We start from the raw sequence: 12,272 nt of genomic DNA, 5'->3' as shown, positions 1-12,272 counted from the left end.
GCGTCCACACCTATGTACATCGGCACAAAGAATAAGCGGTATCAACATGACCCTTAACCACAAGCAGGTCGCAGCTCGCCTGAAACAGCTGACCGGAACGGCTCTCCTTGCCCTGTGCGCTGCAGGCGCGGAGGCGGCGGGCTATGCGGGCACCCAATTCGAGGTTGAAATGGTGGTGTTCAGTCGCGAGAGCGGTATGAGCCAGTCGCGCGAAACCTGGCCCGCGACCCCCCGGCTTGCTTACGACAGCCACTGGGTGGACTTTGACACCCCCTCCAAGGCCGACCCGATGATTCCCGCCCTGCAGCCAGCGCCCAACCAGCTGGACAACAAGGTGGCGGCTTTGGCGCGCAGCGCGGGCTATGAGGTCCTGTTCCACAAGACATGGCGCCAGGTATTACAGACCGAGCGCAATGCCCCGGCCATCCTGATAAACGGTGGCCCGGTGGACGGCAATCACCACCAGCTGGAAGGCAGCGTTACCCTGAGTGTATCCCGCTATCTGCACCTGAGTACGGATCTGTGGCTGAGTGAATGGCTACCAAACGGAAGCGACTCGTCCAGCTACGGTGCAATCGCCCCCATGACCAACACCGACATCCCGGCGCTGGCCGCGCCCGCCGCACCAAAGGGTATTTCTGTCCCTACGCGGCCGCGCGCGCCCGTCGACCGCACCGCTGCCGCGCTGGCCGGTGACGAGCCCATGGACCTGGGCAACCTCGGTGGCGCTACCGCGCAGACTGACGATTATGAATTCAGCACCACCAGCGGTTACAGCACAGCAGCCGATGCCGCGGTATTTCATGGGGAAGACGCCCAGCAAGATGCCGCAGCGGCCGAGCCCGCCGCGAAGTTGGCCGCGCGGGTTGCGGTGCTCAACGAGGAGCGCCGACTGCGCAGCGGCGAGCTCCATTACATTGACCACCCCAAGCTGGGCGTGTTGATCGAGGTGCGGGCCATTGAACAGATCGAAGAGCCGGCAGCGCAGGAAGGCGCCATCGACATCACGCCCTGAGCCTGAAAACGCATTCTCCACAGCGGCCCGCAAGGGCCGTTTTCCGTTGTAAACAGCAATACGTTCAGACACACACTAATAACAATCGGATTCAGCATGATAACGAATGACGCAATTATTCTGGGGATGCTCGCGGCCATCCTCGGCCTGGTGTTTTATACGGCAAGCAGCGAGCAACGCTTCTGGAAGCGTTTCTACCGCTTTGTGCCCGCCCTGTTACTGTGTTATTTCCTGCCTTCCCTGCTCACCACCTTCCACATTATCGACGCGCACAATTCCAATCTTTACTTCGTCGCTTCACGCTATTTGCTGCCGGCCAGCCTGGTACTGCTCACGCTCAGTATCGACCTGAGAGGCATCGTCAATCTTGGCCCAAAAGCGTTGATCATGTTTTTAACCGGTACCGCCGGTATCGTTATTGGTGGGCCACTCGCCCTGCTGATCATGTCTGCGATCGATCCGGGTATGCTCAACGGTAACGGCCCCGATGCCATCTGGCGCGGGATGACCACGGTTGCCGGCAGCTGGATTGGTGGCGGCGCAAACCAGGCGGCAATGAAGGAAATCTTCGATGTCGGCGGCAATGTTTTTTCCGCGATGGTGGCGGTGGATGTCATCGTCGCCAACCTGTGGATGGCGGTGCTGCTGATTATGGCCGGTAATGCGAAGCAGCTTGATGCGCGCCGGGGCGCAGACACCTCCAGCATCAACGCGTTGCGCGAGCGTGTGGAGACCATGCAGCGCAAGCACTCACGCAACCCCAGCCTGCAGGACCTGATGCTGATTGCCGCAGTCGGCTTCGGCATTACCGCCATCGCTCACGCCTGCGCCGACTTCCTGGCCCCGTGGTTCCAAACCCATGCGCCGCACATGGCCCGCTTCAGTTTAACCAGCCCGTTTTTCTGGCTCATTGTTGTGGCAACCACCCTGGGCATTGCCATGGCGTTTACCCCGGCGAAAAAACTGGAGGGCGCAGGCGCGGCGAAAGTCGGGTCGGTATTTATCTATTTCCTGGTGGCCACTATTGGCACCCACATGGATATCACGGCGCTGAAAAACAGCCCGGAGCTGTTTGTGCTCGGCGTGATCTGGATGAGTATCCATGCCGGACTGATACTGCTGGTTTCCAAGCTGATCAAGGCACCCACCTTCTTCATGGCCGTGGGCAGCCAGGCAAACGTGGGCGGTGCCGCTTCCGCGCCGGTGGTGGCCGCCGCCTTCCACCCATCACTGGCACCCGTAGGGGTACTCCTCGCAGTAATGGGGTATGCCCTGGGCACCTATGCGGCATGGTTCTGCGGGCAGCTGTTACGCATCGTTGGCGCCGGCTGACCGATACCGGCAAGAAAGACACAAAAAAAGCCCAGGCGGCTTCGGAATCTACCCGAGCCGCCTGGGCTTTTTAGTTGCCGGTGTCACTCAACTATCGCTGTCATTGCACAAAGCACTTGCTTTGGCTAACGACGCAACCCGCGATATTCCATCGAGGCCGACACGGCCAAAATGTCTACGGAATCGAGTGTGCGATCAATTGCGAATTACTCGCAGGGCACTACATCTTCCGCGAGCAGGCCTTTATCCCCCTGCTGCATTTCAAACTCGACTGCCTGCCCCTCGTTGAGGGTTTTGTAGCCGTCACCGCGGATGCTGCGGTAGTGAACGAAGATATCCTCGGAACCTTCAGCGCAGGTGATAAAGCCATAACCCCGGGCATTGTTAAACCACTTCACTGTACCCGTAACGCGATCACTCATTAAGCCAACCTCATTTATTGTTATTGCGCTCACCCCGGTTGCGGGCAATACGCCTACCCCAATTGCCGAAAGCCACCAGTCGACGGTGGCCTGCAGTCTCGAAGCGCCTGTGCGGTCATCCGCAGAGGTCGTTACCGATTCTTAGATAAAACAGCGCCACTGTCTAGGTTTCCGCGTGAAATTAATGTTACTTGCCGCCTGCGATGCGCAATAAATCACCAAAAATGCAACAAAAGGGTCACATGATTTGACAATGTATGCCGTTGCGGAAAATGTCACTTAACTGTCATTCAGGACCCAGCCGGCACCTCCCGCGCTCCGGCGATTGCCAGCTCCGGCAAATCGGCAATATGCAGGGTGGAGGTCGGGAAGGCACAGGAGGCGCCGTGCTGCTCGATAATCTTCAGAATCTGCAACAGGATATCCTGCTTGATCTCGTGGTAGCGCACCCATTCGGTGGTTTTGGTAAACGTGTAAATAAAGAAGTCGAGCGACGACGGCGCGAAGGAATTGAAATTCACAATCAGCGTCTGATTGGTATCGATTTCCGGGTGCTGCTCAAGCATCGCGCGCACATCTTTCACAATGGGCGCCATCAGGTGTGCGTCGTCGTAGCGGATACCGACCGTTTCGTAGATCCGGCGGTTCAGCATACGCGAGGGGTTTTCAACGGAAATCTGGGTGAAGATCCCGTTGGGAATGTACAGCGGACGCTTGTCAAAGGTGCGAATACGGGTCAGGCGCCAGCCGATGTCCTCTACCGTGCCTTCTATTTCTTGGTCGGGAGAGCGCACCCAGTCGCCCACCTTGAACGGGCGATCCAGGTAGATCATCAGCCCACCAAAAAAGTTGGCCAGCAAATCTTTTGCCGCAAAACCAATCGCCAGGCCGCCGATACCGCCAAACGCCAGCACACCGCTGATGCTGTACCCGAAGTGCTGCATGATCACCATGGCCGCGGTAATGATGATGGAAGCACGCACCAGCTTGCCAACGGCACGCACCGTTGTGGCATCCATCGGCTTGCCCATGAAGCGCGGGTCCGCAAGGTTCGTTTCTACCGCCTTGGCAAACCGCAGGGCAAACCAGGTAATCAGTACAATGAAGCCGATTTCACGCACGGTACCGGCGTAACTGAAAATTTCTGCGCTCGTTGCCTTGCCGGCACGCGCCGCTGCCAGCGACAGCCCCACCAGCCACACCACAATGGATGCGGGTGGGTTGATGGCCCCGCACAGGGCGTCATCCCATGGGTTGACAGTGCGTTCCGCCCTCGCCTGCAAGCGCGCCACAAACAGCGCCAGCATCCACGCCGCAAAGGCGGTGGCGAGAACAATCAGAAAAACTTCAGCAATCCAGAAACGATCTTCCCCCACCAGGGAGCGTATAAACGCCTTAGCCTGCTCCACAAATCACTCCATACGTCGACGATGTTCAAGGTTTATAAGTTTCTGCCGGTTTCTGCCGACTTAACGTTATCTGGCAGAGTCAGCAATACGGCTCATTATTCTGCGCATTTACATCCAGGATGCCAGCCACGCCCGGGTGGCCTGCCAACGGGGTGACTGTTCGAGCGAAGCCCAGTTTTCAATGACCGGCTTACCGCGCATGCGCTCGAGCCGCCGGCTGGATTCTGGGTTTGGTTCGTAACCTTCCAGTGCCGAGAGCACTTCCAGCGCACCCTGCCGGTTGTTGCACACAACCCCCATATCGCAACCTGCCTGCATCGCCGCCCGGATCCTCTCGGCATACCCACCGGCCGCGCCGGCGCCTTCCATGGTGAGATCATCACTGAAGATCACGCCGTCAAAGCCGAGCCGTTTGCGCAGGATCTCCTGCAACCAGAAGCGTGAAAAGCCCACCGGGTTCTCATCCACTTTCGCAAACCGGATATGCGCCGGCATGACCGCTTCCAGTTCTCCAGCGGCAATACTCTCGGCAAATGGTTGACCATCGGCCGCCAGCACCTCTTCCAGCGTGCGATGATCCACCGGCAGCTCTTCGTGACTGTCTTCAAGGACCTGCCCGTGTCCCGGGAAATGCTTGCCGGTGGTGGCCATACCAGCCTCGTGCATGCCCGCCATAAACGGGCGCGCTTTGGCCGCGAGTGCCAGCGGGTCACAGGCGAAACTCCGGTCGCCAACAATACGGCAGAAGTTGTCATCGGCATCCAGCACCGGCGCGAAACTGAAGTCGACACCCACCGCCAGCAACTCGGCCGCAAGCAGCCACCCCACGTCTTTCAGCTGTTGCCTATCCGCCCGCGCACTGAGTGCCTGCATGGACGGTAAACGGGTAAAGGAATCCCGGAAGCGCTGCACCCGCCCGCCTTCCTGGTCCACTGCCAGCAGAATCCCTGGCCGCACACTGCGGATGTCGGCCACCAGCGCCTCCAGCTGCGGACGATCGTGGTAGTTGCGCGCAAAGAAAATCAGTCCGCCAACCTGCGGATGACGCAAGAGTTCACGGTCTTCCGTCGTGAGTTCCGTACCCTCGACATCAATCATCACCGGACCAATCTGATCGGACATGAATTCCAGCTCCCACTCTCAGTCAATGTTGTTGCCGCGAAGTTGTTGCGCCGAAGGCCCGCAGTATCGGGTCCGTTGACTTCCACAAGTCGCAATGAGGGATTATGTATCTTTGGGCTCCGCAGCCGTCAGCATCGCCGCTGCGGCGGGGGCCAGCCGCGCCAGGGTCTCGTCGAGACTGCTCTCGGCACCGAAGTCTTCCCGAAGGATAGCTTCGATTGCGTCGAAGCTCGACAGGGAAAAGATGGTCGCGCCCAGCATGAAATACAGCCGCCAGTAAAAAGTGACCGGATCCACGTGCGGCAAGGTATTGGCGAGCAACCCGGCAAACCGACGGTAGCTGGCCCCGTAGCGGGACACGATGAACCTGCGCAGGTGTCCCTGTGACTGGGTGTAGGCCAGGCCCAGCAGCCCCATAAAACGCTTGGGGTCTCTCCCCTCCTTTGCCAGGCCAGCAAGGGCCACGCTGTACAGGCTGTCGAGCAGGTCATCTACCTGCAATTGCTCCCCCGGGGACGTTTCCAGCTGGGCCTGCCGGCGGCTGAGCTCTTTATCCAGGTTCTCCGTAAACGGGGTCAGAAAGCGCTCGAATACCGCCTGTATCAGTTCCTTTTTCGAACCAAAGTGATAATTCACCGCCGCCAGGTTCACGCCCGCCGTGCTGGTGATGGTCCGCAGTGAGGTCTCGGTAAATCCGCGCTCGGCAAACAGCACCTCGGCGGCATCCAGTATACGGTTGACGGTGTCCAGCTGACTCATGCCCTACTCACAGTTTCAAACTGATAATTAAAACGTTTGTTTAAACCGAGAGACTAGCATAGTCATCCCCGCGCGGCAGCCCACCAGCGCTCACTGGTCGACACAGAAAGATCGCCACGGGTGAAACCGACCTCTCACCGTCACGCGCCAAGGTAACACTGCATGCCATTTGCGACCTGCCAGTTACCGAGACTCCCGCCTCCACACTAGATTGAGTGCAGAGGCTCTGTTAATCCGAGCCACAACGCATTGACCCGGGAGGGCCACATCATGGCTAGAATTGCTCCTGAAATTGGTAGCTGGTTTGAAAATTTCGACAGTGGGGACTTGTTCGAAGTGGTGGCCGTAGACCATCCGTCCCGCACCATCGAAATCCAGTACCTGGACGGTTCACTGGGGGAAATCGACTTTCAAAGCTGGCCAAGGCTGCCGGTGATTGGCGCCGCGGAACCGGAAAATGCCAATGCCGGTTACGGCATCCTCGCGGAAGAAATGCAGGACGAAGAAGACTCAGGGTTCCGCAGCCCGATTCTTTCGCCGGTGCAGAGCGCCATCGACAGGTTGGAGGGCGACTCGTTTCCAGGGACCGACGATTCCTTCTGATCTCGAAACCGGTGATCGCGAAACCGGCCGCAGGCTTGCAGCCTCCCCCAGCAGATAGTGTCCGCAGACAGGGGCCGTTGAAATACCGATAAATGGGCGATGGATTAACGGGCTTCCCCGTCACACTCGCGGATAAACTCGATTATGATCTGTGCCGCTTCATCGACGGTGTCTACCAGCGTAAACAGGCTCAGATCGTCGGCATCAATACAGCCGCGCGTCAGCACGGTATTGCGCATCCAGTCCACCAGCCCTGCCCAATATTGTTTCCCCACCAGAACAATGGGGAAGCGCCGGACCTTGCGCGTTTGCACCAGCGTAAGTGCCTCAAATAACTCATCCAGGGTGCCATAGCCGCCGGGCATGGCAATAAAACCCATCGCGTGTTTGACGAACATAAATTTACGCACAAAAAAATAGCGAAAATTCAGGTTGATATCGAGATAGGCATTGGGCAGTTGTTCGTGCGGCAACTCGATGCTCAACCCGATGGATTCCCCAGACTGGCAAAACGCACCGCGATTGCAGGCCTCCATAATTCCCGGCCCACCGCCGGTTATCACCGGCACCCCTTCACGGGCCAGCAACTCCCCAAGGCGTAGGCCCTCCTGATATTCTGCGGCTTCTTCGGGAAACCGCGCACTCCCGAACACGGTCACCGCACCCTTGAGGGTAATCAGCCGCTCGATGCCATCCACGAGTTCAGACTGAATACGCAGCACTCGCCATGCTTCGGGCATTTTTGCATCCAGCATATGCCTGCTCCTTATCCGTATGCCTGGCGAAGCGCATGGGCAATGTCAGCGATACACACCAAACCCCATACACCAAACCCGCTTACAGTCTAGCAGTTCCCGCAATCCACCCGGCGTTTGCGGCTTCAGCAAATCTGTATATAATCACAGCAACTGTATAAAAATACAGACCCCGGGAAATCGGGATGGAAGATCTCGAATAACAGGAACTGCCCATGACAAACCTCACTGCCCGCCAGGCCCAGGTACTTGCGCTGATCAAAACGTACCTGGACGACACCGGTTACCCCCCCACCCGCGCGGAAATTGCCCAGGAACTCGGCTTCCGCTCCCCCAATGCGGCGGAAGAACACCTGAAGGCGCTCGCGCGCAAGGGTGCCATCGAGATGGTCGCCGGCGCCTCCCGTGGTATCCGTATCCCCGACCACCACACCGGCCTTCCCATTGTCGGCCGTGTTGCCGCTGGTAACCCGGTGCTGGCAGAGGAAAATATTGAGGAATATTGTGAGATTCCCGCCGAGTTTTTCCACCCTCCGGCGGATTATCTACTGCGGGTGCACGGTATGAGTATGAAGGATGCGGGTATTCTCGACGGCGACCTGCTGGCGGTGCAGCGGACTGACAACATTCGCAACGGCCAAATCGTGGTGGCGCGAATCGAGGACGAAGTGACAGTGAAACGATTCAAGCGCCGCGGTAACCAGGCGACGGTTCAGCTGTTGCCGGAGAACGAAGACTTCAATGTAATTGAAGTTGACATGCGTGATCGCAACTTTGCCATTGAGGGGTTGGCTGTGGGTGTTATCCGGCAAAACCCGGTTTGATAAACGTGCAGCGCACTACGGCAAACGCCGACGCATAAAAAAACAGGGCCTTGGCCCTGTTTTTTTATGCGTCCGAATCAACCGGCATCAATGGATCGTGTGCTCGGTCAAATCCACGTCCTCTTCTTCAAAAGGCTCTGGCTCCAGGGCATTGATTTCCTGTACCGCTTCGATACCTGCCTCCAGCATGGCGCGCGCAATGGTCACTTTGTGCTCACGCAGAAAATCGAGGCTCTCGGCAGAAAAATGGATACGCACCAACGGATCATCTTTGTGACCAGCACGCCGCAGCGCCACATCACCATTGGACAACTCGATGATTTCGTAGGTCTCAGAAGACATTCATCTCTCCACTTATCTTCCCGGGAAGCGCCTGCCACCAGCCGGCGCGATTTTTGGCAGTGTATCACAGGGAGGGGTGATTAATCAGAGGACAGACCCGAATCCAGCTCGGGTGGGCTTACCACTCCTGCCCGTGGGCCCGCTGGCGCACTACCAGCTCGTTCAGCGCGCGCAGCCACTTCATCAGCAGATCCCGGCTCAGGGGCTCAGGGGCTGCTCGGTCAAGCTGCTGCACAGGGATCAGGGTCTGCACGCCCGCGGCGCCTTCAGACTGAGCCGCTTCCGTACCTGCCGGCCGCCACAGGGCCTCCCAGGCGGCCTGCATGCCCTGAAACCAGCTTTCCGGGTTTTCCGACAGGCTCACCAGCTCATTGACTTCGGCGCTGAACTTACCGCGCGCTGACACCAGTTGCGCCAGTGCCTGCGCAGTATCCGGCTCGGCCCCGGCTCGGAACCCCAGCTGGAGCTGCTGCCCCTGCTCCGCAAGAAATGCTTTGTAGGCCCGCCACAGCTGCATCAGCGCCGCTTCCTGCAAAGCACTTTCCAGCAGCGCCTGCTGACTGTCTGCCGCCTCACCCGGGACGGGGGCCTGGAGGATCAGCTGGGCTTTGCGCAGTGCTGACGCAACGCTACCGGTATAGGGATTACTCAACCTGCATACTCCCTATTTCTCCCTGTTTCTTACAACGACCTGCTGAGCAGAGTAACCGGCCAATTACTTGGCCGGGGATTTTTTAGTGGTGGCCTTTTTCTTGGCTGGTGCCTTTTTAGCGGCCGCTTTTTTAGCCGGTGCTTTTTTCGCCGCAGCTTTCTTCTTGGCGGGTGCTTTCTTCGCCGGCGCGTCTACCTGCCATTTGCCATCGCGATAGAAGGCCTTCCAGCCGGTGGCCTTACCCTCTTCCTCGCTCTGGACATACTGCTCCTGAGTCTTGCGGCTGAACCGCACCACCGTGTCGCGGCCTTCGTTGTCTTCCGTGGGCGCCGAAAACAGGAAGCTGTATTTCGGGTCGATCTCGTCCTTGTGTGGCAGCAGTTCCTTCACCAGCGGGGCGCGTGTCTCACGGTTTTTCGGGAACTGGCTGGCCGCCAGAAACAGACCGGAGGCACCGTCACGCAGAATGTAGGTATCGTCCACTTTTTCGCAGGGCAGCTCCGGCATGGGTACCGGATCCATTTTGGGCGGTGCCGGCTGGCCGCTCTTCAGTAGCTTGCGGGTGTTCTTGCAGGTCTCGCTGGTACAGCCGAAGTACTTGCCGAAACGGCCGGACTTCAACTGCATATCCGCCCCACACTTGTCACACTCGATCAGCGGACCGTCATAGCCCTTGATCTTGAAAGTGCCTTTTTCCACTTCAAAGCCGGGGCAGTCCGGGTTATTACCGCAGATGTGCAGCTTGCGCTGTTCATCCACCAGATAACTGTCCATTGCCGTGCCGCACTTGCCACAACGGCGCTTCTCGCGCAGCTGGCGTGTTTCCGCCTCTTCATCTTTATCGGCGTCAACGGCTTCTTCACCAGACACCAGGTTCATGGTGTTGGTGCAGCGCTCCTTGGGGGGCAACGCATAGCCGGAGCAGCCCAGAAAGACGCCGGTTGAACCGGTGCGGATCTGCATATGGCGGCCGCACTGGCTGCACTCAATGTCCGTATCCGTGGGCGAATTACGGCGCATGCCGCCTTCTTTATCCTGCGCCACTTCGAGACGCTTGCTGAAACCGGCATAGAAATCATTCAGCAGGTCTTTCCAGCCCCGCTTGCCCTCTGCAACCGAGTCGAGGGACTCCTCCAGGCTGGCGGTAAATCCGTAGTCCATCAGGTCGGTAAAGCTCTCGCTGAGGCGATCAGTGACGATGTCACCCATTTTCTCCGCGTAGAATCGACGGTTTTCCAGACGCACGTAACCGCGATCCTGGATCGTGGAAATAATGGATGCGTACGTCGATGGACGGCCAATACCGCGCTTTTCCAGCTCTTTTACCAGCGCCGCTTCGCTGAAGCGCGCGGGAGGCTTGGTGAAGTGCTGCTTGGGATCGAGCTTTTTCAGGTTCAGCTTTTCACCGACCTTGATGTCCGGCAATACCAGGTCTTCGTCTTTCTTGCTCTGCGCCGGCGCCACCTTCAGGAAGCCGTCGAAGCGGATAACGCGACCGCGGGTGCGCAATTCGAAGTCCCCTGCCGTGACCACCACAGACGTCGAGGTAAACTGCGCCGGTGTCATCTGGCACGCCACAAACTGCTGCCAGATCAGGGTGTACAGGCGCTCGGCATCCCGCTCCATGCCCGACAGCATGTTGGGTTTCACCCGCACATCGGACGGACGAATCGCCTCGTGCGCTTCCTGTGCGCCCTCTTTGCTGCTGTAGCGATTCGGATTTTCCGGAAGGTACTTGTCACCGTAATTTTCTTCGATGAACTCGCGCAACGAGGACACCGCTTCCGCACTCAGGTTGGTGGAGTCGGTACGCATGTAGGTGATGTAGCCCGCCTCATAAAGCCGCTGGGCCATCATCATGGTTTTCTTTACGCTAAAGCCCAAACGATTACTGGCAGCCTGCTGCAGCGTAGAGGTGATATAGGGTGCGCTAGGCTTGGAGCTGGTGGGCTTGTCATCCCGCGCGCTCACCGTGAAGTCGCTGGTCTGCAGCGCCTTCAGCGCCGCCATGGCGTGCTCTTCGTTGGTGGGCTTGAAGGCCTCACCGGCCTGCTTTTTCACTTCCAGGCGCAGGGCGTCAGATTTGGCGGTTTGCGTATCCGCAAACAGGGTCCAGTACTCTTCGGGAATAAACGCCCGAATTTCCCGCTCGCGCTCCACTACCAGTTTCACTGCCACCGACTGAACACGGCCTGCCGACAGTCCGCGCGCGACCTTTTCCCACAACAGCGGGGAAACCATGTAGCCCACGATGCGGTCGAGGAAACGCCGCGCCTGCTGTGCATTCACCCGATCGATATCCAGGGGGCCCGGATCCTGAAACGCCTCCTGAATCGCCGATTTGGTGATTTCGTTGAACACCACCCGGCGGTACCGTTGCTCGTCACCGCCAATGGCTTCCCGCAGGTGCCACGCAATGGCCTCCCCCTCGCGGTCCAAGTCCGTTGCGAGATAGACGTGATCAGCGTTGGCGGCGAGTTTGCGCAGTTCATCCACCACCTTTTCCTTGCCAGGCAGGATTTCGTAGTGGGCTTCCCAGTTGTGGTCGGGGTCGATCCCCATGCGCCGGATCAGCTGCTCGCGGCTTTTCTTGCGCTTGTAGATCTCTTTCTGTTCGGGAGAAAGCTTGCGGGTTTCCGCAGCGCGGCGCGCGCGCTCCTTGGCGTCCACCGGCTGCTTGTTCGATGCCCCAGTGGGAAGATCCCGGATGTGACCAATGCTGGACTTCACCACAAAGTCTTTTCCGAGATACTTGTTGATCGTTTTCGCCTTCGCCGGCGACTCGACGATGACCAGTGATTTACCCATAAGCTTTTGATTTTTAATAGAAAATTTACTGCTTTCGCACCGGGGGCTGCAGCCGTTTTCAACGGTGCGCTGCGCGAATATATATGCTTCGCCCCCGGTGCGGTCAAGCAAGCGTCACAAATTGATGAGCCAATTGTGTGTTGATTAACCGTCTGTGCCCGCCTCTCTGACCGGCGATTCAGTACTACTGCGGCAGCGCTCGGCACGGCCAACGGAGGTGCCAGAGCGC

At 58.4% G+C, this 12,272-nt stretch carries 12 protein-coding genes; 4 read left to right on the top strand and 8 right to left on the bottom strand.

The genetic code is table 11. From position 1 onward, the window contains the following. The first annotated feature begins 46 nt into the window (after positions 1 to 46). Positions 47 to 1,015 (top strand): CsiV family protein, encoded by a 969-nt coding sequence (locus tag AU182_RS09330; protein ID WP_066964080.1) that lies wholly within the window; start codon positions 47 to 49, stop codon positions 1,013 to 1,015. A gap of 96 nt (positions 1,016 to 1,111) precedes the next feature. Next, the gene (locus tag AU182_RS09325; RefSeq protein ID WP_066964077.1) at positions 1,112 to 2,347 is read left to right on the top strand and encodes a DUF819 domain-containing protein; all 1,236 of its coding nucleotides are present in this window, start codon (positions 1,112 to 1,114) and stop codon (positions 2,345 to 2,347) included. 206 nt (positions 2,348 to 2,553) lie between these two features. Here the strand turns inward: AU182_RS09325 and AU182_RS09320 are convergent, their stop codons facing one another. The 4 genes from AU182_RS09320 to AU182_RS09305 form a co-directional block, all read right to left on the bottom strand. After that, positions 2,554 to 2,769, bottom strand: coding sequence for a cold-shock protein (locus AU182_RS09320; protein ID WP_066964075.1), 216 nt, complete (start codon positions 2,767 to 2,769; stop codon positions 2,554 to 2,556). Positions 2,770 to 3,059: 290 nt separating this feature from the next. After that, positions 3,060 to 4,178, bottom strand: coding sequence for a mechanosensitive ion channel family protein (locus AU182_RS09315; RefSeq protein ID WP_066964071.1), 1,119 nt, complete (start codon positions 4,176 to 4,178; stop codon positions 3,060 to 3,062). A 108-nt stretch (positions 4,179 to 4,286) separates the two neighbouring features. After that, on the bottom strand, positions 4,287 to 5,300 hold the full coding sequence (gene nagZ, locus AU182_RS09310; RefSeq protein WP_066964068.1) for a beta-N-acetylhexosaminidase: 1,014 nt from the start codon (positions 5,298 to 5,300) through the stop codon (positions 4,287 to 4,289). 102 nt (positions 5,301 to 5,402) lie between these two features. Then, a complete protein-coding gene (locus tag AU182_RS09305) occupies positions 5,403 to 6,059 on the bottom strand; it encodes a TetR/AcrR family transcriptional regulator (RefSeq protein WP_066964065.1) in 657 nt (218 codons plus the stop codon). Between the two features lie 270 nt (positions 6,060 to 6,329). On the opposite strand from AU182_RS09305, the gene AU182_RS09300 reads away from it, so the two are divergent. After that, positions 6,330 to 6,662 carry a DUF6763 family protein gene (locus AU182_RS09300; RefSeq protein ID WP_066964062.1) on the top strand — a complete coding sequence of 111 codons (333 nt, stop codon included), beginning with the start codon at positions 6,330 to 6,332 and terminating at the stop codon, positions 6,660 to 6,662. A gap of 104 nt (positions 6,663 to 6,766) precedes the next feature. Here the strand turns inward: AU182_RS09300 and AU182_RS09295 are convergent, their stop codons facing one another. Further along, a complete protein-coding gene (locus AU182_RS09295) occupies positions 6,767 to 7,417 on the bottom strand; it encodes a TIGR00730 family Rossman fold protein (protein ID WP_066964059.1) in 651 nt (216 codons plus the stop codon). Between the two features lie 215 nt (positions 7,418 to 7,632). Here AU182_RS09295 and lexA point away from each other — a divergent pair, with 215 nt between their 5' ends. Continuing rightward, on the top strand, positions 7,633 to 8,241 hold the full coding sequence (gene lexA, locus AU182_RS09290) for a transcriptional repressor LexA (RefSeq protein ID WP_066964056.1): 609 nt from the start codon (positions 7,633 to 7,635) through the stop codon (positions 8,239 to 8,241). A gap of 87 nt (positions 8,242 to 8,328) precedes the next feature. Here the strand turns inward: lexA and AU182_RS09285 are convergent, their stop codons facing one another. The 3 genes from AU182_RS09285 to topA form a co-directional block, all read right to left on the bottom strand. Next, positions 8,329 to 8,583, bottom strand: coding sequence for a hypothetical protein (locus AU182_RS09285; protein ID WP_066964054.1), 255 nt, complete (start codon positions 8,581 to 8,583; stop codon positions 8,329 to 8,331). Positions 8,584 to 8,701: 118 nt separating this feature from the next. Beyond that, entirely contained in the window at positions 8,702 to 9,235 is a 534-nt protein-coding gene (locus AU182_RS09280) for a DUF6586 family protein (RefSeq protein ID WP_066964051.1), read from the bottom strand. Between the two features lie 63 nt (positions 9,236 to 9,298). Next, positions 9,299 to 12,043, bottom strand: coding sequence for a type I DNA topoisomerase (gene topA, locus AU182_RS09275; RefSeq protein WP_066967818.1), 2,745 nt, complete (start codon positions 12,041 to 12,043; stop codon positions 9,299 to 9,301). Positions 12,044 to 12,272: the final 229 nt, after the last annotated feature.

The organism is Microbulbifer sp. Q7 (genome assembly GCF_001639145.1).
Lineage (GTDB): Bacteria > Pseudomonadota > Gammaproteobacteria > Pseudomonadales > Cellvibrionaceae > Microbulbifer.
Note: the sequence above shows the minus strand (reverse complement) of the source record. Positions and strands in the feature narration are given on the sequence as shown.

What these genes read in the sequence shown, in the direction of transcription:
- AU182_RS09330 (WP_066964080.1), top strand. Translation starts at nt 47, where the DNA reads ATGACCCTTAACCACAAGCAGGTCGCAGCTCGCCTGAAACAGCTGACC.
- AU182_RS09325 (WP_066964077.1), top strand. Translation starts at nt 1,112, where the DNA reads ATGATAACGAATGACGCAATTATTCTGGGGATGCTCGCGGCCATCCTC.
- AU182_RS09320 (WP_066964075.1), bottom strand. Translation starts at nt 2,769, where the DNA reads ATGAGTGATCGCGTTACGGGTACAGTGAAGTGGTTTAACAATGCCCGG.
- nagZ (WP_066964068.1), bottom strand. Translation starts at nt 5,300, where the DNA reads ATGTCCGATCAGATTGGTCCGGTGATGATTGATGTCGAGGGTACGGAA.
- AU182_RS09305 (WP_066964065.1), bottom strand. Translation starts at nt 6,059, where the DNA reads ATGAGTCAGCTGGACACCGTCAACCGTATACTGGATGCCGCCGAGGTG.
- AU182_RS09300 (WP_066964062.1), top strand. Translation starts at nt 6,330, where the DNA reads ATGGCTAGAATTGCTCCTGAAATTGGTAGCTGGTTTGAAAATTTCGAC.
- AU182_RS09295 (WP_066964059.1), bottom strand. Translation starts at nt 7,417, where the DNA reads ATGCTGGATGCAAAAATGCCCGAAGCATGGCGAGTGCTGCGTATTCAG.
- lexA (WP_066964056.1), top strand. Translation starts at nt 7,633, where the DNA reads ATGACAAACCTCACTGCCCGCCAGGCCCAGGTACTTGCGCTGATCAAA.
- AU182_RS09285 (WP_066964054.1), bottom strand. Translation starts at nt 8,583, where the DNA reads ATGTCTTCTGAGACCTACGAAATCATCGAGTTGTCCAATGGTGATGTG.
- topA (WP_066967818.1), bottom strand. Translation starts at nt 12,043, where the DNA reads ATGGGTAAATCACTGGTCATCGTCGAGTCGCCGGCGAAGGCGAAAACG.